Origin of the sequence: Mycobacterium bourgelatii (assembly GCF_010723575.1) — a bacterium.
Classification (GTDB): Bacteria; Actinomycetota; Actinomycetes; order Mycobacteriales; family Mycobacteriaceae; genus Mycobacterium; species Mycobacterium bourgelatii.
In genome coordinates this window covers 3,272,157-3,292,884 of sequence record NZ_BLKZ01000001.1, presented here as the reverse complement: position 1 = coordinate 3,292,884, position 20,728 = coordinate 3,272,157, and the positions used below count along the sequence as shown (strand labels likewise).

Genomic DNA, 20,728 nt, shown 5'->3' with positions numbered 1-20,728 from the left:
GCCGGCGCCCGGTCAGCCGTGCGGCGCTTCGCTGATCTTGCTGTCCGGCTTCCCCACCGTCTGGCAGTAGGCCGACACCGACGTGCGCGTTGCCGTGAGCTCGAGACCACTGGGTTCGGTGCCGGTCTTGTCTTTCAGCATCTTGCTGACTTCGTCGTTCTGCTTTTTCTCGTCGTGCGTGACAAAGTCTTTACACTTTGTATCGCCGCCGGTGTTGATGACTTCCGAGGGCGAACACCCGCTGAACAGCAGCGCGGCGACCGCGATCGCTATAGGCGCAATTGGCTTCATCGTGGGCCCTTTCCCGAATTTGGCGTGGTCGATAGCTATATAGACCGGGAAAGCCAATTTCAAACGCGAGAAAATTCAGTTGCAGGCGCTGCACGACTCGAGCAGCGGGGGCCCGTAAGTGGTCGCTCCGCACTCGCATTCCCAGCTGATGTGCGGACCGCACGAGCACGAGATTGTGGCGACAATCATGTGCCCGGGCAACAGCCAATGGCCGCCCTGGCACCGCAGCGGGCGACGGTCCATCCACTGCGAACGCCGGCGCGCCGACTCCCCCACGTCAACACTCACGTGCTCACAGTGTCATCGGCTGGCCCGCCAAAGCCAGCGCGATAAGTGAATCGTTATCCTTTGTTGTTACTCGTTGACCGTGTCGTTGTATTCGTAATCGCCAACTGAGAGGCGACCTTTGGTAAGCAAGCTTGGCTTCTGGAGCGTCGTCATGCTCGGCGTCAACGCGATAATCGGCGCCGGTATCTTCCTGACGCCGGGTGCCGTGATCAAGCTTGCCGGTCCGCTCGCGCCGATGGCCTACATCTTGGCGGGCCTCTTTGCGGGCGTGATGGCAATGGTGTTCGCGACGGCGGCGCGGTACGTCAGGACAAATGGTGCGTCCTACGCGTACACGACCGCGGCCTTTGGCCGCAGGATTGGCATCTACGTCGGTGTGACGCATGCGATTACGGCCTCCATCGCGTGGGGGGTTCTCGCTTCCCTTTTTGTTTCAACGCTGTTGAAGGTCGTCTTTCCCGGTCGCACGTGGGCCGACAGCGACCAACTGCTCAGCGTCAAGACCCTGACTTTCTGCGGCTTCATCGGGGTGCTGTTGGTAATCAACCTGTTCGGCAACCGGGTGATCGAGTGGGCCAACGGGATTTCGACACTCGGCAAAGTGTGCGCGCTGTCGATCTTCGTGATCGGCGGGTTGTGGATCATCCTCACCCAGCACGTGAACGACTATGGAACGTCTCGTTCGGCGTATGAACCCAAACCCTTTTCCTTCTTCGGTGCCGTCGAGATGGGCACCAGCACGGTGTCGAGCCTGGCGCTTGCCACCATCGCCGCGCTGTACGCATTCACCGGGTTCGAGTCGATCGCGAACGCGGCCGAGGAAATGAAAGATCCGGACCGCAATTTGCCCCGGGCCATACCGCTGGCGGTCTTGTCCGTCTGCGTGATCTATCTGCTCGCCTTGGGGGTGGCGATGCTGCTCGGGGCGGACGACGTGGTGGCATCCCACGACATCGTCAAACTGGCCGCGCCCATCGATAACGACACTTTCCGGACGGTCGTCATCGTCGGAGCGCTGGTATCGATGTTCGGCATCAATGTGGCCGCCTCGTTCGGTGCGCCGCGACTGTGGACCGCCCTCGCGGACGGGAGGGTGCTGCCGACCGGTCTGTCGCGCACGAATCGCTTCGGTGTGCCGATGATCGCTTTTGCGATCACCGCGTCGTTGGCGATCGCGTTCCCGTTGTCGCTGCGGTTCGACAGCGCCAGCCTTACCGGCCTGGCCGTGATCGCCCGCTTCATTCAGTTCGTCATCGTGCCGATAGCCCTCATTGCCCTGGCCCGCTCCAAAGCGATAGAGCATGCGTCGGTACCGCGAAATAGTTTCACCGACAAGGTGTTACCGATTTTCGCGGTGGTGATCTCGCTGGTGCTTGCGGTGTCCTTCGACTACCGGTCCATCTTCGCGACCGGTGACGGACCGAACTACTTCTCGATCACGCTGGTGGTGCTCACCTTCGTCGTGGTGCCGGCCTTGGCCTACGTTCACTTCTTCCAAACTCGGAAACGCATGGTGCCGCAGACAGAGCGTTAGCCGCTCGAAGGTCAGCGAACGAAGGCCCACTGCCCGAAATCGTCGGCAAGAACGTCGTCGACGTCGACCACGATGCCGCCGAGGACGGGGCCTTCGACCACCGACTGCAGGAGCACCGCTCTGGACTCGCGCACGCCGTGCGACCACGCGATTGTCTGCCAGGCCCACCAGTGTCCCGGCGTCGACGAACGGCCGATCACACCGTCTCTGATCGCCCACGCGCATGCGTTCGCATGTCCGTAGATGCCGGTGCGCTCCACGCCCAGCACCGAGTTGATCCCTCGAAGCCATTGCAGCGCAACGTCATTCCACGTGCCCTGATTGATGTCCTCGTCGACGCTGAAGAAGATCGGAGCCGAACCGGGTCCGCCGGCGGCCGCGTGTATGGCCTGTGCCGTGCGCGCATCGGCCACGCCGCCGTCGTACCCGCGGGTGTAGTCCGACGGCGCGTTGGGCCACCCTGGTTTGCCGTACTGGTAGTTGCTGACGATGTGCAGTCCGGCCGCGCGTAGCGAGTCCGCGTATGCGCGGGTGAGCGGCTTCGCCTCGAAGTTCGCGCCGGGCCGACATTCGGATACGTAGTTGACCACCCCGGCATAGCCTGCCGCTTTGATCTCTTCGGGTGCGATGCGCCGCTCGGCAAAGTCGATGAGCTGTATGCCGGCGGCCGATGACGGCGGGGCTGTCGACATTGCGGCCAGTGGGGCCAGGCCGCCAAGCAGGACCGGCGCCAGGGCGTATTTGAAGACGTCACGTCGGGTAGCGGTGCGGTGAGCGCCGACTTCGCGCGGCACGGCCGATTCGGACATCGCGTGATGGTAACAAACGGCGCTAAATGGACAAGGTTTCGTCGCGGGGCGAAGGCCACCCGTTGTCCGTCGAACGTCACGCTAGCGCGTCAATCGCATCCCAGCGCCGCGCCAGCGTGACGTTCGGCACCAAAGCGCTTGCATTACAACGTTATTCGCGGCCGCCCAAGACACATCTCCATCGAGTCTTGACTCGGTCCAGAAAGGGGCGTATTGATGACGACGTGCCCTCAACGGCGGACTACGCCGACCGGCTGCGAATGGCCGAACTGCGTGTGACCCGGCCCAGGATTGCGGTCCTGGAGGCGGTGTATGCCCATCCACACGCAGATACCGAAACGATCTTTTCGGCAGTGCGGGTCGGCCTCCCCGAGGTTTCCCGACAAGCCGTCTACGACGTGCTCAACGCACTGACCGCAGTTGGTTTGGTACGGCGTATACAACCGCTGGGTATGGTCGCCCGCTACGAGTCGCGGGTCGGAGACAACCATCACCACGTGGTGTGCCGGTCGTGCGGTGTCATTGCCGATGTCGACTGCGCGGTGGGTGAGGCGCCCTGCCTGACACCGTCTGACGACGAAAACATCTTGGATGGCTTCGTTCTCGTTGAGGCCGAAGTCATCTATTGGGGCCTGTGTCCCGAATGTTCCACCGTCCGTTCGTAATTCAGCCCGATTCAACTCACTGGAAGGAATGTAGTGTCAACCGATACCTCTGATAGCCGCCCGCCCGCCCCCAATGAGTCGGCGAGCACCAGCGAGAGCGAAAATCCGGCAATCCCCTCTCCTAAGCCGAAGGAAGGGGCGCCACTGAGGAACCAAGACTGGTGGCCCAACCAGGTCGATGTATCCAAGCTGCACCCACAGAACCCGTTGGGCAACCCCTTCGGCGCAGACTTCGACTACGCCGCGGAGTTCGCCAAGCTGGACGTGGATGCCCTCAAGGCCGACCTGATCTCGGTCATGACCACCTCGCAAGACTGGTGGCCGGCCGACTACGGCCACTACGGCGGTCTGTTCATCCGGATGAGCTGGCACGCCGCCGGTACCTACCGGATTTTCGACGGCCGCGGCGGCGCCGGCCAAGGCCTGCAGCGCTTCGCCCCGCTCAACAGCTGGCCAGACAACGCGAATCTGGACAAGGCGCGTCGACTGCTGTGGCCGGTCAAGAAGAAGCACGGCAACAAGATCTCCTGGGCGGATCTGCTGGTGCTCGCCGGCAACGTCGCCCTGGAGCACATGGGATTCAAAACCTTTGGGTTTGCCTTCGGACGGCCCGACGTCTCAGAACCCGAGGAAGTCCTCTTCGGCGAAGAGGACGAATGGTTGGGCACCAGCAAGCGCTACTCCGGCGAGCGCGAACTCGCCCAGCCGTACGGCGCGACCACGATGGGCCTGATCTACGTCAATCCCGAAGGCCCCGAAGGCAAACCGGATCCCATCGCCGCGGCGAAAGACATCCGCGAGACGTTCGGCCGGATGGCCATGAACGACGAGGAGACGGCCGCCCTCATCGTTGGCGGGCACAGCTTCGGCAAGACGCACGGTGCCGGCGACGCCGACCTGGTCGGACCAGAGCCGGAGGCCGCCCCGATCGAGCAGCAGGGCTTGGGCTGGAAGAGCTCGTACGGCAGCGGAGCTGGCAAGGACGCGATCACGAGCGGCCTTGAGGTGGTCTGGACGCCCACACCGACCAAGTGGGACAACACCTTCCTGGAAAACCTGTACGGCTACGAGTGGGAACTGACCAAGAGCCCCGCCGGAGCCTGGCAGTACACGGCGAAGGACGGTACCGGTGCGGGCACGATCCCGGATCCGTTCGGCGGACCTGGCCGCAACCCCACGATGCTGGTCACCGACGTCTCGTTGCGCGAGGACCCGATCTACCGCGAGATCACCAGCCGTTGGTTGAAGAACCCCGACGAGTTGGCCGACGCGTTCGCCAAGGCCTGGTACAAGCTGCTGCACCGCGACATGGGACCGATCTCCCGTTACCTCGGCCCCTGGATTCCCGAGCCGCAGCTCTGGCAGGATCCCGTTCCGCCCGTGGATCACCCGCTGGTCGACGAGCAGGACGTCGCGGACCTCAAGGCCAAGGTGCTCGAGTCCGGTCTGACGGTTCAGCAGCTGGTGAAGACGGCGTGGTCGTCTGCGGGCAGTTACCGCAACACCGACAAGCGCGGCGGCGCCAACGGGGCGCGGTTGCGTCTCGAACCGCAGCGGAACTGGGAGATCAACGAGCCGTCCGAGCTGGACAAGGTGCTGCCGGTTTTGGAGAAGATCCAGGCCGACTTCAACGCGTCCGCCTCCGGGGGAAAGAAGATCTCGTTGGCCGACCTGATCGTGCTGGCCGGGTCCGCCGCCGTCGAGAAGGCGGCCAAGGACGCCGGCTACGAGATCTCGGTGCATTTTGCGCCCGGACGGACCGACACCACGCAGGAGCTCACCGATGTGGAGTCGTTCGCGGTGCTCGAACCGCGGGCCGACGGGTTCCGCAACTACGTCCGACCCGGCGAGAAGGCGCCGCTCGAACAGTTGTTGATCGAGCGGGCTTACCTCCTGGGCGTGACCGCTCCCGAGCTCACGGTCCTGGTCGGTGGTCTGCGGGCCCTTGGTGCCAATCACGGTGGCAGCAAGCACGGTGTGTTCACCGACAAGGTCGGCGCGTTGACCAACGACTTCTTCGTCAACCTGCTCGATATGAACACGGAGTGGAAGGCGTCGGAGACCGCGGAGAACGTCTACGAGGGATTCGATCGGGCTACCGGGACGCGCAAGTGGACCGCTACCGCCAATGACCTTGTGTTCGGCTCGAATTCGGTGCTGCGGGGCCTCGCCGAGGTGTACGCGCAGGACGACAACGGCGGCAAGTTCGTCGAGGACTTCGTCGCGGCCTGGGTCAAGGTCATGAACAACGACCGGTTCGACCTGAAGTAGCCATCTGAACTAACCATCGCTCGGTCGACACCCCGCGGGCCAGCCCCGCGGGGTGTCGTCGTCTGTGTCTGGTTTGCGCACGTCGTCGGGTTTATCCGAGCCCGCACCGGCTACCCCTCCCGGTGACAACCGACGTGGCAGCCGTAACAGATAGGAAGCAGCGCATGGGATTTCCCGAGCAGCAACAGGCCGTCCCGGGCATTCAGGCCCGCATGGATCCGGTCCCGGATTGCGGCGAGCAGAGCTACGTCGGTTCGGGAAAACTGGTCGGTAAGAGCGCCGTTATCACCGGCGGTGACAGCGGCATTGGCCGCGCCGTCGCAATCGCCTACGCGCGAGAAGGCGCCGACGTGCTGATCTCCTATCTGAACGAGGACGAGGACGCCCAAGCCGTCGCACGATATGTGGAGGACGCCGGGCGCAAGTGCGTGCTGGTCAAAGGCGACCTTTCCGACCCGGACCATTGTCGTGCCGTTGTCGATCGCGCGGTGTCGGAGTTCGGTCAGATCGACGTCCTGGTCAACAACGCGGCCTACCAGATGATGCACGAGACGCTCGAGGAAATCTCCGACGAGGAATGGGACTACACGTTCAAACTCAACGTGGGAGCCTATTTCTATCTGGCCAAGGCGGCGCTGCCGCACATGAAGGCCGGTGCGTCGATCATCGGCAGTTCGTCGGTGAATTCCGACTCGCCCAACCCCACCCTGGCCCCATATGCCGCCACCAAGGCGGCGATAGCCAACTTCTCGGCCAGTCTGGCCCAACTTCTTGGGCCGCAAGGCATTCGGGTCAACAGCGTGGCGCCGGGCCCGGTGTGGACGCCGCTGATTCCCGCGACCATGTCGCCGGAGAAGGTGAAGGCGTTCGGCGACAACGTGCCGCTGGGGCGTGCCGGTCAGCCGGCGGAGTTGGCCGCGGTCTACGTGCTGTTGGCCTCCGACGACGCGAGCTACATCTCCGGGGCCCGGGTCGCCGTCACCGGCGGCAGGCCGATTCTGTAGCTACTGCTTGACCAGCGTGAACTGGTTGACGTCGATGTAGCCGTCGCGGAACAGGTTGGCGCAACCGGTCAGGTAGTGCATGTAGCGGTCGTAGACCTCTTCGGACTGAATCTCGATGGCCTGCTCCTTGTGAGCCTCCAGCGCCTGTGCCCACAGGTCGAGCGTCCTGGCGTAGTGCGGCCGCAGCGACTGGTTGAGGGTCAGCGTGAAGCCCGCGGCGCTGGAGTGCTCCTCCACCATCTCGATGAGCGGCGGCGCACCGCCCGGGAAGATCTCGGTCTTGATGAAGTGGAAGAACCGCAGGATCCGCATGGACAGCGGCAAGCCCAGGTCGGTCATCTGCTGTCGCGAGTAACCGGTGATCGTGTGCAGCATCATCACGCCGTCGTCGGGCAGTATCTCGGCGGCGCGCTTGAAGAAGTCGGCGTGCCGGTCGTGGCCGAAGTGTTCGAAGGCGCCGATCGACACGATGCGGTCGACGGGCTCGGTGAACTGTTCCCAGCCGTTGAGCAGCACCCGCCTGGTCCGAGAGGTGTCCATCTCGTCGAACTTCCGCTGTACGTGCGCGGCCTGGTTCTTGCTCAGCGTCAGGCCGACGACGTTGACGTCGTACTTCTCGATGGCCCGGCGCAGGGTGGCGCCCCAGCCGCAACCGATATCAAGCAAGGTCATCCCGGGCTCCAGGCCCAGCTTGCCCAGCGACAGGTCGATCTTGGCGAGCTGAGCTTCTTCCAGGGTCATGTCGTCGCGCTCGAAGTACGCGCAGCTGTAAGTCTGGGTCGGGTCCAGAAACAGCCGGAAGAAGTCGTCGGACAGGTCGTAGTGCGCCTGCACGTCGTCGAAGTGCGGCGTCAGATCTTCGGCCATGGTGTTGTGGTGCCCTTCCGAGGTCGTTCGGCGAATAATGCTCCCACGCCGCTGGCAGCCTGTGCACTAGTGCAGTCGATTCAATCGCGCCTTGGCGGCGCTGACCGACTCCTTCGCGGCGTCGCTGGCTTTCATCGCCTTTTCATATCGAGCCTCGGCGCTGTCGAGAGCGCGTTCGGCCTCCCGCAGCGTAGCCGCAGCATCGTCGCGGCGTTGCCGAGCCGCATCTCGTTCGGATTGCAGCTCGGACACCTTGGCGTCGGCTTTCGTCTTGACCTGCTCTGCCTCGGCGACGGCAGCCTGCAGTTTCTCCTGCTCCTGCGCCTTCTGGCGCGCCTTGTCGTCCTTGCTGTCTGCGCGCTTGCTGTCATCCCGCGCGGATGCCGACGGTTTCGGCTTCTCCTTGCGGGACTCCTTCCGGGACGGCGCTGGGGCCGCCTCGCCGAAGCCACCGAAGCCGGACCACTGCTCAGCTTTGGTCAGTCGACCCAACCGCCCCCTGACCTCGGCATCAGCGATTGCGGCCTGCAGCGTGCCGGTCAGGTCGTCGCGCAGCGTCGCTGACGGCGTCTTCACGTTTCCCGACTCGGAAGCCAGTTTGAACGCGTCCTTCGAGAGTTCTTCGATGAGGGCCCGTTGCTTGGCGGACAACTCGCGGATCTTGGCGCCGTCCATCTCGGTGTGCGCCTGCTGCAGTCGGTCACCAAGGGCGGCCAGGCGCTGGACCGCGTCGGGGTGCCGAAGCGCCAGCAAGTTGGCCGTCCAAGCCACCGTCGTCGGCTTGCGCGCAGCGGAGATGCGCTTGGCGGCGTCGGCATCACCGCGGGACTTGGCGGCCTTGGCCAACCTGGTGCGTTCGGCAGTAAAAGCTTCTGGTGGTACCACGTATAAGGCGTCGAGTTCCTCGTCGGCCATATGGCCATGATCCCTCGCCGACCGAACGAGATGAGCAGTCTTGCCGCAGCGGGTGGTTACGGCTGAGTGAAAGGCGGTAGAAGCATGCCAACAGTGCCCAGGAGTGGCTACCATCATCCCGTGCGTGCCATCGTTTCTCGTCAATCGATCGTTGTCCTCGCGGCGATGTTTATCGCGGCGTCGCTTTCGGTGGCTGCCGCCGTCCTGCCGCCCGGAACGCCGGGGGGCGTGGGAATCGCCGCAGCGGCGAACTGCCCCGACGTGGAGGTCGTTTTCGCCCGCGGCCGGTATGAATCACCTGGACCCGGAATCCTCGGCAATGCCTTCATCAACGCGCTCCGCTCTCGGATCGGCGGCAAGAGCATGGCGACATACGCGGTGCGGTACCCGGCCGACACGGAGATCGACATCGGCGCCAACGACATGAGCCACCACATTCAGAGCGTGGCCGCCAACTGCCCAAACACTCGGTTGGTGCTTGGCGGCTACTCGCTCGGCGCGGCGGTGACCGATGTGGTGCTGGCGGTCCCGATGAATGTCTTTAAGTTCGACAGCCCGCTCCCCGGGGGGATTGACCAGCACATCGCGGCCGTCGCCCTGTTCGGCAATGGCAGCCAGTGGGTGGGTCCGATCACCAACTTCAATCCCATCTACAACGACCGGACCATCGAGCTGTGTCACGGGGCCGACCCGGTCTGTAACCCGGCCGACCCGAACACCTGGGAGCAGAACTGGCCGCAGCACCTGGCCAATGCGTACGTCAAGGACGGGATGGCGAACCAGGCCGCCGACTTCGTCGCGAGCAAGCTGTAAGCCGGCTAACCGGGCGACCGGTTCAGCGGAGTAGCTGTCGGGCCACCGACCCAAGCTGCTTGCGGCTTGCGGCCGCGAGGGTGTGCTGCTTTAGGAAGCCGTGCTGAAGGCGACGGGCTAGCAGCAGGGCGCCCAAAGCGATCGCGCGTCTACCGAGCGCTATCCGACTGGTCCGCTGTTTCCAGGTAAGGGTCTTGGCGTCCGCGCGGCGGCCGAAGTGGTAGCCGATGCACAGGGCCGCCACCAATGCGGGGGCAACCGCCAGCGCCGTCATGAATAACAGCGTCCCGCGCCACCGTCGCGCCGAAGTCACATGCGAGCTACGCCTTGGCCAAGAATGCGGGCCGGTCCAAACCCCATCGGTTGGCCCGAGTCGGTCGAATTCAGCCGGCGACCATGGCGGCGGCGATAAAATCAGATTGAAATTTAATCTGTCCACTCAGACGCAGGGCGTGCCGTGGGCATAGAGAATAAATATATTCACCAGAATTTTAATTCTTGACCACGAATTAGGTCATATTTTCATCCTGAACAATATTCTTTGTGATTAGTAGGGACTGTGCTAGCGGTCCAGTCTCCGATACCGACAATGCCGACGGACGAATGTCTTCGACCAAGCTGCAAAGGCGCCGCGAAGCGCTCTCACCCACAACTCGTTGACGTTGCTGGCGATCGGTGTTGAGGGGTGCTAGACACTAAAATTGCTTGGGCTAGAGGGAAATAGACGCATCACCGCGTAAGGGTGAACGCACCACGGAGCTTGCCGTCGGGGGCTGGGCGGGCCGTGGACCGGCACCAAGTGGCGCGACAAGCGCGCGGCTCGAATATCGCCGCAGCCCGCCTAAACGTCCTTTGCATTACCTGTGAAAAATCTGAGTTAAAATCAGGATGAATGTTGATCAAACGTCAAGATCAGCATTGTTTTGACGGTTTCGGGCGTTTTGAACCCGCCCTCTCGCTGTCAATACCGTCCTCAACGACAACGGAACGCCATGAGGTGTTCGACGAGCACAGCGACGTGTTCGCATTTATCCCCACTGGTCGCTGGAGGAATCTTATGTCTTTCGTCACTGCGTATCCAGAGGTGTTGGCGGCGGCCGCCAGCAACCTGCAGTCGATCGGTGCTTCATTGAACGTCGCGAACGCCACTGCGGCCGGCCCGACGACCGGAGTCGTCCCAGCGGCCGTCGATGAGGTTTCGGTGCTGACGGCGGCCCAGTTCGCCACCCACGCCGCCCGGTTCCAGGAACTGCACGCCAGGGCCGCGCAGATTCAGGCGGCGTTGTCGGCGACGTTGGCGACCAGCGCGGGTTCGTACGCGGAGACCGAGGCGGCCAACGCGGCTGCGGCGCTCTAGTCGGCCTGGGTGAGGAGGGGGTACTGATGGTGGACTACGGATTGTTGCCGCCGGAGATCAACTCGGCGAAGATCTACGCCGGCCCGGGCGCCGGCTCGCTGGTGGCGGCCGCGGCGGCATGGGCCGGCCTGGCCGCTGAACTGCAAGAAGCCGTCGCGGGCCACCGGTCGGTGATTACCTCGCTGACCAGCGGCCCCTGGCTGGGACCGGCCGCGGGGTCGCTGCTTGCGTCGGTGAGCCCGTTCATCACTTGGCTGGAGATCAGCGCCGACGAGGCCGCGAATGCCGCGAGTCAGGCGAGCGCGGCAGCGACGGCGTACGAGGCGGCGTTCGCCGGCTCCGTTGCGCCCCCATTGATCGCGGCCAACCGCGCCTTGCTGGCCGAGTTGGTCGCGACCAATATCTTGGGGCAGAACAGCCAGGCAATCGGGACGACCGAGGCTCAGTACGCCGAGTTCTGGGCGCAGGATTCCGAGGCGATGTACACCTACGCGGCCAGGGCGGCCGCGGCCACCAAGCTGGCGGATCTGCCCGCACCGGCGGAAGTGGTGGACCCCGGCGCCGCGGTCGACCAGGCAATCGCGGTGTTCAAGGCGCAGAACCAGGTCGTCGCCACCCACGTCGGCAACGTGCTGAACCAGATCAACCCCAGGGTCTCCGAAGTGCTGAAGACACTGGCCGGGCCGATCAACGGTTCCGCGATCGACCAGTGGTTGGTGGCCCACACGCCGTTCGACGACGTGGTTGGGCTGTTCAGCAAGTACCTCGCGCCATATGTCTCTACGGTGGCGTGCGGAATTCAGTCGACGCAGTCCTTCGGCCAGGTCAGCAACGGTCTGACGGCCATGGCCAATTTCGCGAAGCCGGCGGCCACGGCGGCCAAGGCGGCCGAAGGCGCGGCCCAGGCGGCCGGGGCTGCCGCGGCCAACGCGGGGGCGAACATCGGGTCGACTGCGGCCGGTGTGGCAGCGGGCCTGGGCAAGGCGGTCCCGATCGGCGGGCTCTCGGCGCCGGCAAGTTGGGTGCCCTGGCAGACCACCACCAATCCGGGAGTCGCCACCGCGATAACGGCGGCCGCCGAAGGCACGAACAGCTTCCCCATGGCCCCGCCGTTCGGGCAGTTCCTCAACGGCGGTTACGGCCGAAATCAGCCGACGTACGGGTTCAAGCCGTCCGTCATGGCGAAGCCGCCGGCCGCCGGTTAATCGGCCGGATCACCGCAGCGGCTGCCGGCTGAGCGGTCTACAGGCATCAGGGGATGACAAGCGATGGTTGACTATGGCGTCTTGCCGCCCGAGATCAACTCTGGGCGCTTATATGCCGGTCCGGGGGCGGGACCGCTGCTCGCAGCCGCATCGGCGTGGGGCGCGTTGGCGGCCGACTTGCAGGCGGTCGCGGCGGGCCACCGTTCGGTGATTACCGGGCTGACGAGCGGTCCGTGGCTGGGAGCAGCATCAGCGCAGCTGCTCGCTGCCGCCACTCCGTTCATTACCTGGCTGGACAGCAGTGCGGAGGAAGCCGAAGAGGCCTCCGCCCAGGCCTACGCCGCGGCGACGGCCTTCGAGGTGGCGTTCGGGGCAACTGTGCCCCCGCCGGTGATCGCGGCCAATCGGGCGTTGTTGGCGGCGCTGGTGGCCACCAACTCCCTCGGGCAGAACACCCCGGCGATCGCCGCCACCGAGGCCGCGTACATGGAGTTCTGGGCTCAGGACGCGGCGGCCATGTACGCCTACGCGGGCAGTTCGGCGGCGGCGACGCAGTTGGGGGAATTGCCGGAGCCGGCCGAGGTGGTGAACCCCGGCGGGTTGCTCGACCAGGCCACATCGGTGCTCAAAGCCCAGACCGAAGCCGCCCAGGACGGGATCTTCCAGGCGACGTCACAACTCCACGCGAGGGTCAGCGACGTCTTGAAGACCCTGTCGGCGCCGATCGACGGCCAAGCGATCGACCAGTGGCTCATCGCCCACACGCCGTTCGACGACCTCTCTGTTTACACGAAATACATCCCGCAATACTTTCCGGTACTGCAAGCGGTGTTTCAGTCGGGACAGGCGCTGGGGCAGGCGAGCAGCGGTTCGATCAATCTGGCCAAGTTCGCCGGTGTGGCTCCGGTGGCCCAAGGCGCCGCTCAGGCCGCCTCGGCGGCCGCCAACGCCGCACCCAAGCTGTCGAGCAGCGTCGGCAGCGTGGCGGCGGGCCTGGGTCGGTCGGTTCCGGTTGGGGGCTTGTCCGTTCCGGCATCCTGGACGGCCAGCGTCACGCCCAACCCGGGGGTCGCAGCCGCCGCGAACGTCTCGGCGATCGAGGCCGCCGTCGAGGGCGCCGTCGCCGACCACGTTCCGGTGGCCCCGCCGTTCGGGCAGTACATCAACGCCGGTAACGGTCGCAAGACCCCGTCGTACGGGTTCAGGTTGACCTTCATGACCAGGCCTCCGGCGGCCGGTTAGTGGCTCCGGACGGCGCCAAGCGGCAGGTCGTCGATTTTCATCGGGTCCGACGCGGCTGCTAGGGTGCCTTGCTAATGCCGGAAATTGATCGTCGCCGTTTGCTATTGATGACGGGCCTGCTGACCGGCGCGGCCGCGCTACCAGCGGCCCCCGTTCACGCTGATCCACTCCCCCGCCCGTTGGACCGGGTCCCACCGCCGGCGGCGCCCAGCGGCACCACGGGGACATACATCTTCCACGACGAGTTCGACGGCCCGGCCGGTTCGGCCCCGGACCCCTCGAAATGGACGGTGTCCAAGGCCCGCGAAACGATGAAGGATCCGACGTACTGGGAAATGCCCGAGCACGTCGGGCAGTACCGCGACGACCGGCGGAACGTCTTCGTCGACGGCAACTCCAACCTGGTCATTCGCGCCTTCAAGGAGGGCGACACCTATTACGGCGGCAAGGTGTTCAGCCCCTGGCAGGGGGGCATCGGCCACACCTGGGAAGCGCGCATCAAGTTTGAGTGCCTGACGGCAGGCGCCTGGCCGGCCTGGTGGTTGTCCAGTGACGCGCAGGGTGAGATCGACATCATCGAGTGGTACGGAAACGGCAAGTGGCCCTCGGCGACCACCGTGCACGCCCGCGCGAACGGCTCCGAATGGAAGACGCACAACATCGGGGTGGACAGCGGGTGGCACACCTGGCGGGTCCAATGGGACGAAGCCGGGATGCGGTTCTGGCTGGACTACAGCGACGGCGCGCAGCCCTACTTCACGGTGCCGGCCAACTCCCTGGCGGACTGGCCCTTCAACAACCCGGGCTACCAGGTGTTCCCGATCCTGAATCTGGCGGTTGCCGGCTCCGGCGGCGGTGACCCGGGCCCCGGAACCTATCCCGCCCAGATGCTGGTGGACTACGTCCGAGTCTGGTGACGCCTACCCGGCCGTGCAAACCGTAGTCAGCACGGAGTCAGATCGCGGGTGGCGGGCCCTTCCAGCACCGTGCCGTCGGGCGCGAATCGCGAGCCGTGCAGCGGGCACTCCCAAGCCTGGTCCGCGTCGTTCCAGTTCACGATGCCGCCAAGATGTGGACATACCGGCGAGACCTGCTTTTCGGTCCCGCTGATTCGGCTTCGGGCTTCCAGGTGCCACGGCGGTCCGCTGACCACGCCGCCCTCGTCCTGTTCGGGACTGCGTCGGGCAGTGCGCGTCGCCGGGGTGATCCATCCCCTCGGCAGATAGAAACCGACCTCGAGGTTGGCTTGCAGGGCAGTCGGCAGGCCGGTGATCTCATGGCGGCTCCAGCTGGCGAACGCGTCGGCCCAGTCCATGCGCCCGCCCAGGATCCGGCTGGACAACGCCAACGCGGCGGCGGGCCCGTTGGTCATCCCCCACTTGTTGAATCCCGTTGCGATGTAAATGCTTTCGCTGTTCGGCAAGATGGGGCCGACGTAGGGCAGGCTGTCGATCGGGGTGTAATCCTGCGCCGACCAGAAATGCGTCTGCTCCGCGCCTGGGTAGTGCTTACGGGTCCAGGAGGTCAGTTCCTCGAGTGCTTGCGACGGGCTTTTCTTCCGCCCGACCGTGTGTCCGGCGCCGCCGACGATCAACAATTCGCCGTCCGGGGTCGGCGCGTAGCGCACCGAACGCGTCGGCGAATCGGTGGAAAGCATCATCGGCCGGGTGATGGAGCCCGGCACTTTGAAGGCCAGGCAGTAGGACCGCGATGGCTTGACCCGGGCGAAGTACCCGCCGCGGTCCAGAATCGGAGTTCCCGTTGCGAGCACGAGCTTGTCGGCTTGAAGTTCGATCTCGCGTTGGGTCGCATCGGTGACGTACACGCGTGGGCCCTTGCCCAGCAGGGACACCCGGCGTACCCGGGTGCGCTCGACCAGGCGTCCGCCCCGCTCGAGTAATTCTGCCGCCAACGAGTCCAGAAACGGCATCGGGTCGAACTGCGCCTGATTGGCCAGCCGCACACCGCCGTGGTACGGGAACGGCACGTCGGCATCGTCGGCCCATTCGACGGGCAGTCCCGCCGCCTCGCAGGCCTTGAGTTCGATGCGTGCCGACGGAACTCCCCGTTGCGATTGGGCGTAGGTGTACGCGTCCTCGCGTTGCACGGGGATCTTGTTCGTCTCGCAGTAGTTGAGCACCCACTCCATGCCCTCGCGATTGCCTTCGACGTAAGCGCGAGCGACCTTCTTGCTGTGCTTGGCCTGGACGCTTGTCAGCTGGGTGCCCTGCAGCAGGCTCAGCTTGGCGGTGGTGTTGCCGGAGGCGCAGGCGCCGACCTTACGCGCTTCCACCACCAACACGTCTTTGCCGGCGCGCGCCAACAAGACGGCGGTCGTCAGTCCGGTGATACCGGCGCCGACGACGATGACGTCGGCCGAATGGCCGTCGTCCAGCGTGCTTGCGGTCCAGGAGGGTTCGGCCCGATTGGCCATCCACAGAGAAGTCACGTGTGGCTTGATACCCGGCACAGGCCAGCTGAAACACCGCACACCTGGTTACAGTGCGGTGCGTGGACGTCGGCGCGCTCGTTGTCAGATATGCCAGGAATTTCCGCCGCCTGCACACCGAAGCGCACTCGGTATCCTCGCCGCTCGGTGCGTGGTTGATACTGGCGCTGACTGCACCAGTAGCGCGCGGGGAGATCCGAGACGAGCTCGAAGAGGCGCTCGGAACCAATGTGAAGCGCGCCCGACGGGCGCTCGATGATCTGCTTGCCGACCCGCCCGAGGCGGTTCGGGTCGCGCTGGCGATGTGGGGCCTGGACGATTGGCCGGAGCAGTTGCCCGCCGCTGTCCAAACGGGCCCCATCCCCACCCAGGCGCAGGCGGATGCGTGGGCCCGCGACCACACCGACGGCCTGATCGATCGCTTCCCGGTCGGGGTGTCGGGCATGGCGGCGGTGTTGGCCAGCGCGTTGGCGACCCGTATCACCTGGCTGCGCCCGTACGACGTTGTCGACGCCGCCGAACTGGGCTCGCCGTGGAGTGCACAGGTTGCCGACGCCTTGACGCTGCGCGACGCCCACGGCTACCTCACCGAAGTCGCGGATCTGGGCCTCGTGGCGGTGCACACCGCCTTCAGCGGCGACTCCCTCCAAGTGACGTCGGTCATCGCGCGCGCGGACGCGCCGTCCGAGGCGGTGCTGGCCGCGGCGCACGACATCGCACGTCGGGAAGCGAACGGAAGCCCCGTACGCCGCCGGGAACTGTCCAAAATGCCTCTGGGACAGGGGGATTTCTGGACGATCACCGAGGAACGCCGGCCTGGTGGTGACCAGGTCCGGGTGGTGTTGCCGGCCTGGACGGCATCATCGGACCATGACCTGAGCGCTGATCCGCGCCTTGGTTTCGGTGCGGCGGCCCGAGCGCTCGGCGCGGCCGTGTCGCTGCCGCCCAACGTGGATGCGCGGCAATCCGCGGTGGCCCGTTACGGCCGGTTTGGCTTCGAGGCGGCGGCCGTGACCGCGGTCGCGCTGCGCGGTGCGATGCTGCCGTCGGGGCTATCGCGAACGGCCACACTGCGTTTCGGTCATCCCTACGCGGTGGTCGCCGTGGCCGGTGGGCGTCGCAGGCGCGACCCGTGGGCCGGTGTCCCCGTCTTTGCCGCGTGGGTTGGTGAGCCGGCCGAAGTGAGCGCCGTTGCGACGGGTTAGCCGTTGCGGGGCTGGCGCCATTCGTTGATCTTGCGGCCCAACGTATCTGCGGCGGTGGTGGCGGCGCGCCCCACGCCGTCGACGACGCCGCCGAGGCCGTCCCGGATGCCCCTGATCAACGGGTCGTCCGATTGGTCGAAGCCGTCCTTGTAATGGCGGGCTGCTTCGCCGAAATCATCTGTGACAGAGAACTTTCCGTCGTCCTCGCGGCGCGGGTAATCCCCCGACATGATGCGGCCGTAACCTCCGGTGTCCACCCAGCGGGTCAGCGCGGCGGCGCGCAGCACCGAGAACGGATGCGTCTGCAGCTCCAGATTGAGCAGTTTCAGCACCCCATCGACCATGTCACCGGATTTTTCGTACTCCCGCGCCTGGGCCAAGAAAGCCTCGGAGTCCAGCTTGTCGAGCCGGTTGCCGCCGGCCAGCTTCATCTCAACGCGGATCGCGGTGTCCAAGTCCTGGCTGCACAGCAGCCCGGCGCGGTCGCCGGAAAGTTCCGATTTGCGTTGCCATTCGAGTAGCGCGGCCACAATCGCGCGCAGCGCCCAACCGCCGACGGGCATGAAGCCGAATGAGCGCGCCAACCGCATCAGATGCATCATCATCGTGCGGTACACGGCGTGACCGGATAGGGCGTGACCGAGTTCGTGACCGACGACGAACCGCAGCTCGTCGTGGGTCATCAGGTCGTACAACCCGGAGGTCAGCACGATGAACGGCTGATCCATCCCGATCGTGTATGCGTTGGCGACGGGCGACTGGCTGATGAAGATCTCGGGCTTCTCCGGGGCATCCAGAACGTCAGCGCATTCGTCGAGCAGCGCGTTGATGTCGGCGAACTGCCGCGGCCCCACGCGGGCCGCGCTGGCCAGGTAAAGCAACCGATGCTGCCGTTCCTGCAACATGCCCGACAACAACTTGAGGATCTGGTCGAATCCCTTGAGTCGGCGTAGCGCCGACAACGCGGTGCGATCCGCGGGATGCTCCCAAGCACGCGAACTTATGCCGGGAAATGTGGTCCGGGTGGTGGCGGGCGGCTGAGACATGTAAACGAGTCCCCTCGATGGTCCGGTTTTCAGGATATCGGGGGATAGCCGGGCGGCCCGGCCGGTGCTCAGGCGGGGGTGTCCGCGCTCGGGCGACGCCCGCCGATGCGTGCGGCGGCACGTTGCCGACCGAGGTAGGAGGGGTGGCGCCGCATGGCCTCAAGGCGCTGCCAATCGTGTCGATGTGCCGCGATCCACTTCGGGTGTGATTGCAGATCGATCACCGTAGAGTTCGATGACTTTGCCACGATTTCAGCTCCTTCCCCCTGTGCAACGTCCGCGGACGAAACTTGACTGTCTTGACGCGTCTTCACGCTTGTCACAAAGGATGCCCAGCAAACCTGTGACCAAACCGTGTCCGAAGTTGAGAATTTGCCGTGAATTTCTCAGGGTAGGGGCGGCCAGGTTGTCGGTCATGAGGTCACAACTACGTCGCGCTCCGCCAGGTACATCAACAGGCCCTCGGTCAGCACAAGCGCCTTGTTGGCCCCGTCCAGCGCCTCGTCGAAGAAGGCGCTGCGGGCCTGCGGGTCGGCCAGGTCGACGGCGCTGCGGATCAGCTTGCAGCGCGGCGTGGCGTCGGCGAGCAGCTGCGTCTTATCCGCGAGCAACGGTGGCAGGTCCGCCTCCACCCAGGTGAAATCGGCCGGCAGATCCAGCCGGTAAGGGCGGGTGTCGAGGCCGGCCGCGAGGTTCAGCACCCGGTCGCAGCCCTGGGCGATCGCCTCGAGGATGGCGTCGTCAATAAGTTTGGTACGCGCGATCAGCCACCAGCCGTTACGAGTGGATCGCGGAACCCGGGCGACGATGGCGTGGCCCTGTTGACCCGCGAGACGTTCGGCGAACGGGTCGTTGAACAACGCGTCGGGACGTGCAGATTCGGTGGCTCGGTGCAATGCCGTCCACCGGGCCGTATCGGAAACATGCGTAATGACGTGCGCCGAATCGGACATAGCTGCGTTATAGCACCCACCTCCGACAGCGCCAGCGGTCTTCTTACGCCTGCTCGGCGTGTGTACGGTGCGGTTATGCCTGATCGAAACCGCCAGTTCCTGCTCCGTGAGCGCCCCAAGGGACGCATCGGCCCCAACACTTTCGAGCTGCACGAGGAACCGATTCCCGAGATCGGCGAGGGCGAGGCCCTGGTCCGTATCGACTGGATCTCGCTCGACCCGACCAACCGCATGTGGATCAATGACACCCCGACGTACTTACCTCCGGTGGGCATCGGCGAAGTGATGCGCGCCGGCGGAATCGGTGAGGTGATCGCTTCGAAGAACCCGCACTATTCGGTCGGCCAGATCGTGCAGGGACTGGTCGGCTGGCAGGAGTACGTGGTCGCCTCGGCCACGAACCCACTGCTGCCGGTCGAAGTCGCCGAGGGCGTCTCACCGAGTGCCTACATGGGAGCGCTCGGCATGACCGGGCTCACCGCGTGGATCGGGATGCGGGACATTGCCACGCCCAAGCCGGGCGAGACCGTGGTGGTCTCGGCGGCGGCCGGCGCGGTCGGCTCGGTCGCCGGGCAGTTGGCCAAGGCCGATGGCGCGCGCGTGGTCGGGATCGCCGGTGGCCCCGACAAGTGCGCGTTGCTCACCGAACAACTCGGCTTCGACGCCGCCGTCGACTACAAGGCCGACGACTGGCGGGCTCAACTGGCCAAGGCCACGCCCGACGGCATTGACGTCGACTTCGAGAACGTCGGCGGCGACATCATGGACGCCGTCTTCGCGCGCATCAACATCGGCGCGCGCATCGCCCTCTGCGGCCTGATCTCGGGCTACAACGCCGCCGATCCCCCGCCCGGGCCGCGTGCGTTCGGCAACCTGCTCATTCAGCGGGCTGAGCTGAAAGGCTTCATCGTGCTCGACCACTTCGGCAGGGCGCCGGAGGCGATCAGCGAGATCGCCGGCTTGATCACCGCAGGAAAGCTGACGCCGCTCGAGACGGTTGTCGAGGGCTTCGAGCAGCTGCCGACGGCGATCAACATGCTCTTCGACGGCAAGAACGTCGGCAAGCTCATGGTGAAGGTGACCTAGCCGGCGGGCGCGACGACGAGGACCACGGACCAATCCCGGGGGTCGACGCGCACCGGCACCTGAGCACCCACGGTGATCTGCGGAGCGGTCGCCAGCTCGAGCGCGACGCGCCGCGTCGCCCGATACGGGTCCTGGTCTGGCAGCTGCACATCCAGGTGTAGTTCATGCCACGGGCCCAGCGTGGTGGTTGCGACATCCTCGCGGATGCCGATAATCGTTGCGACACCCGGCAGGCCTTCGCGGGTCAGCCGCTCCCGCTCGGCGTTGAGGGCGCTGAGCTCGGCGAGGCCGTCCTTCGCCTGCCGCTTATCGGCTCGGGTAACACGTTGTCCCGCACTGGCATTACGTGCCCGCTTGAACCAACCCACGTCGACTCCTGTGCCTAGGCCGTTCACAGATCGTGAACAGTGTGGCATCTCGCGGGACAGCGGGACGGCTAGTACCGTTTCCCAGCATGTTTCGCATGACGGTGCAAGACGTGTTTGTCATTCGTGGGCGCGGGGCGGTGGCAACCGGCCAGGTCGAATACGGGGAACTCCGCGTCGGTGAAGAGGTGACGATCAACGATGGCCGCCGGGTGAAAGTCGATGCCATCGAGGCATTTCGCAAGAAGTTGGACAAGGCGGTCCCCGGCGAAACCGTCGGCCTGCTGTTCAAGAAGCTGTCGAAGGACGACATTGCGGCCGGCGATGTGCTCACCACCTCCGGCTATTTCCTGGCCTGAGGGA

The 20,728-nt window shown here is 65.2% G+C and carries 21 protein-coding genes and 1 pseudogene; 12 read left to right on the top strand and 10 right to left on the bottom strand.

The annotated features are described in order from the left end of the window. Positions 1–12: 12 nt before the first annotated feature. Positions 13–291 (bottom strand): hypothetical protein, encoded by a 279-nt coding sequence (locus G6N68_RS14290; RefSeq protein WP_163713292.1) that lies wholly within the window; start codon positions 289–291, stop codon positions 13–15. Between the two features lie 406 nt (positions 292–697). Between G6N68_RS14290 and G6N68_RS14285 the strand changes: the two genes are divergently transcribed. Then, the gene (locus G6N68_RS14285; RefSeq protein WP_263991883.1) at positions 698–2,113 is read left to right on the top strand and encodes an APC family permease; all 1,416 of its coding nucleotides are present in this window, start codon (positions 698–700) and stop codon (positions 2,111–2,113) included. Between the two features lie 11 nt (positions 2,114–2,124). Here G6N68_RS14285 and G6N68_RS14280 read toward each other — a convergent pair whose 3' ends face one another. Beyond that, positions 2,125–2,922 (bottom strand): DUF1906 domain-containing protein, encoded by a 798-nt coding sequence (locus G6N68_RS14280; RefSeq protein WP_163713287.1) that lies wholly within the window; start codon positions 2,920–2,922, stop codon positions 2,125–2,127. Between the two features lie 224 nt (positions 2,923–3,146). Here G6N68_RS14280 and G6N68_RS14275 point away from each other — a divergent pair, with 224 nt between their 5' ends. From G6N68_RS14275 to G6N68_RS14265, 3 genes are all read left to right on the top strand, one after another. Further along, positions 3,147–3,587 carry a Fur family transcriptional regulator gene (locus G6N68_RS14275; RefSeq protein ID WP_163713284.1) on the top strand — a complete coding sequence of 147 codons (441 nt, stop codon included), beginning with the start codon at positions 3,147–3,149 and terminating at the stop codon, positions 3,585–3,587. A 33-nt stretch (positions 3,588–3,620) separates the two neighbouring features. Next, positions 3,621–5,858 carry a catalase/peroxidase HPI gene (katG, locus tag G6N68_RS14270; RefSeq protein WP_163713280.1) on the top strand — a complete coding sequence of 746 codons (2,238 nt, stop codon included), beginning with the start codon at positions 3,621–3,623 and terminating at the stop codon, positions 5,856–5,858. 164 nt (positions 5,859–6,022) lie between these two features. Further along, positions 6,023–6,862: a glucose 1-dehydrogenase gene (locus G6N68_RS14265; protein ID WP_163713276.1), complete on the top strand. Its 840-nt coding sequence runs from the start codon at positions 6,023–6,025 to the stop codon at positions 6,860–6,862. On the opposite strand, the gene mmaA2 is transcribed toward G6N68_RS14265, so the two are convergent. Next, positions 6,863–7,729, bottom strand: coding sequence for a cyclopropane mycolic acid synthase MmaA2 (mmaA2, locus tag G6N68_RS14260; RefSeq protein ID WP_163713273.1), 867 nt, complete (start codon positions 7,727–7,729; stop codon positions 6,863–6,865). It abuts the gene before it with no gap. A 66-nt stretch (positions 7,730–7,795) separates the two neighbouring features. After that, a complete protein-coding gene (locus G6N68_RS14255) occupies positions 7,796–8,644 on the bottom strand; it encodes a hypothetical protein (RefSeq protein WP_163713270.1) in 849 nt (282 codons plus the stop codon). A 120-nt stretch (positions 8,645–8,764) separates the two neighbouring features. Between G6N68_RS14255 and G6N68_RS14250 the strand changes: the two genes are divergently transcribed. Then, positions 8,765–9,457 carry a cutinase family protein gene (locus G6N68_RS14250; protein ID WP_371871581.1) on the top strand — a complete coding sequence of 231 codons (693 nt, stop codon included), beginning with the start codon at positions 8,765–8,767 and terminating at the stop codon, positions 9,455–9,457. 22 nt (positions 9,458–9,479) lie between these two features. Here the strand turns inward: G6N68_RS14250 and G6N68_RS14245 are convergent, their stop codons facing one another. Further along, positions 9,480–9,731: a hypothetical protein gene (locus G6N68_RS14245; protein WP_163713267.1), complete on the bottom strand. Its 252-nt coding sequence runs from the start codon at positions 9,729–9,731 to the stop codon at positions 9,480–9,482. 783 nt (positions 9,732–10,514) lie between these two features. Between G6N68_RS14245 and G6N68_RS14240 the strand changes: the two genes are divergently transcribed. The 4 genes from G6N68_RS14240 to G6N68_RS14225 all read left to right on the top strand — a co-directional run bounded on the left by G6N68_RS14240 (position 10,515) and on the right by G6N68_RS14225 (position 14,178). After that, positions 10,515–10,814: a PE family protein gene (locus G6N68_RS14240; protein ID WP_069419359.1), complete on the top strand. Its 300-nt coding sequence runs from the start codon at positions 10,515–10,517 to the stop codon at positions 10,812–10,814. Positions 10,815–10,840: 26 nt separating this feature from the next. Then, entirely contained in the window at positions 10,841–12,019 is a 1,179-nt protein-coding gene (locus tag G6N68_RS14235) for a PPE family protein (protein WP_163713264.1), read from the top strand. Between the two features lie 63 nt (positions 12,020–12,082). Then, positions 12,083–13,261, top strand: a complete 1,179-nt coding sequence (locus G6N68_RS14230) for a PPE family protein (RefSeq protein WP_163713262.1) — start codon at positions 12,083–12,085, stop codon at positions 13,259–13,261. Between the two features lie 74 nt (positions 13,262–13,335). Then, complete coding sequence (locus G6N68_RS14225; protein WP_163713260.1) at positions 13,336–14,178, top strand: glycoside hydrolase family 16 protein; 843 nt, start codon at positions 13,336–13,338, stop codon at positions 14,176–14,178. Positions 14,179–14,204: 26 nt separating this feature from the next. Here the strand turns inward: G6N68_RS14225 and G6N68_RS14220 are convergent, their stop codons facing one another. Further along, positions 14,205–15,710, bottom strand: a complete 1,506-nt coding sequence (locus G6N68_RS14220; RefSeq protein ID WP_371871580.1) for an FAD-dependent oxidoreductase — start codon at positions 15,708–15,710, stop codon at positions 14,205–14,207. A gap of 62 nt (positions 15,711–15,772) precedes the next feature. On the opposite strand from G6N68_RS14220, the gene G6N68_RS14215 reads away from it, so the two are divergent. Continuing rightward, entirely contained in the window at positions 15,773–16,915 is a 1,143-nt protein-coding gene (locus G6N68_RS14215; RefSeq protein ID WP_163713257.1) for a serpin family protein, read from the top strand. Here G6N68_RS14215 and G6N68_RS14210 read toward each other — a convergent pair. The 3 genes and pseudogenes from G6N68_RS14210 to G6N68_RS14200 all read right to left on the bottom strand — a co-directional run. Continuing rightward, positions 16,912–17,961: a M48 family metallopeptidase gene (locus tag G6N68_RS14210; protein ID WP_163713253.1), complete on the bottom strand. Its 1,050-nt coding sequence runs from the start codon at positions 17,959–17,961 to the stop codon at positions 16,912–16,914. The genes G6N68_RS14215 and G6N68_RS14210 overlap by 4 nt on opposite strands. 68 nt (positions 17,962–18,029) lie before the next feature. After that, on the bottom strand, positions 18,030–18,209 hold the full coding sequence (locus G6N68_RS14205; RefSeq protein ID WP_163713249.1) for a hypothetical protein: 180 nt from the start codon (positions 18,207–18,209) through the stop codon (positions 18,030–18,032). Between the two features lie 168 nt (positions 18,210–18,377). Further along, positions 18,378–18,914 (bottom strand): annotated as a pseudogene (locus G6N68_RS14200) (class I SAM-dependent methyltransferase); the annotation flags it as partial. 75 nt (positions 18,915–18,989) lie between these two features. Between G6N68_RS14200 and G6N68_RS14195 the strand changes: the two are divergent. Continuing rightward, the gene (locus G6N68_RS14195) at positions 18,990–20,000 is read left to right on the top strand and encodes an NADP-dependent oxidoreductase (RefSeq protein WP_163713246.1); all 1,011 of its coding nucleotides are present in this window, start codon (positions 18,990–18,992) and stop codon (positions 19,998–20,000) included. Here the strand turns inward: G6N68_RS14195 and G6N68_RS14190 are convergent. Continuing rightward, on the bottom strand, positions 19,997–20,368 hold the full coding sequence (locus G6N68_RS14190) for a hypothetical protein (protein WP_163713243.1): 372 nt from the start codon (positions 20,366–20,368) through the stop codon (positions 19,997–19,999). The two genes, G6N68_RS14195 and G6N68_RS14190, sit on opposite strands and share 4 nt — an antisense overlap. An 86-nt stretch (positions 20,369–20,454) precedes the next feature. Between G6N68_RS14190 and G6N68_RS14185 the strand changes: the two genes are divergently transcribed. Next, positions 20,455–20,724, top strand: coding sequence for an EF-Tu/IF-2/RF-3 family GTPase (locus G6N68_RS14185; protein WP_163713240.1), 270 nt, complete (start codon positions 20,455–20,457; stop codon positions 20,722–20,724). Positions 20,725–20,728: the final 4 nt, after the last annotated feature.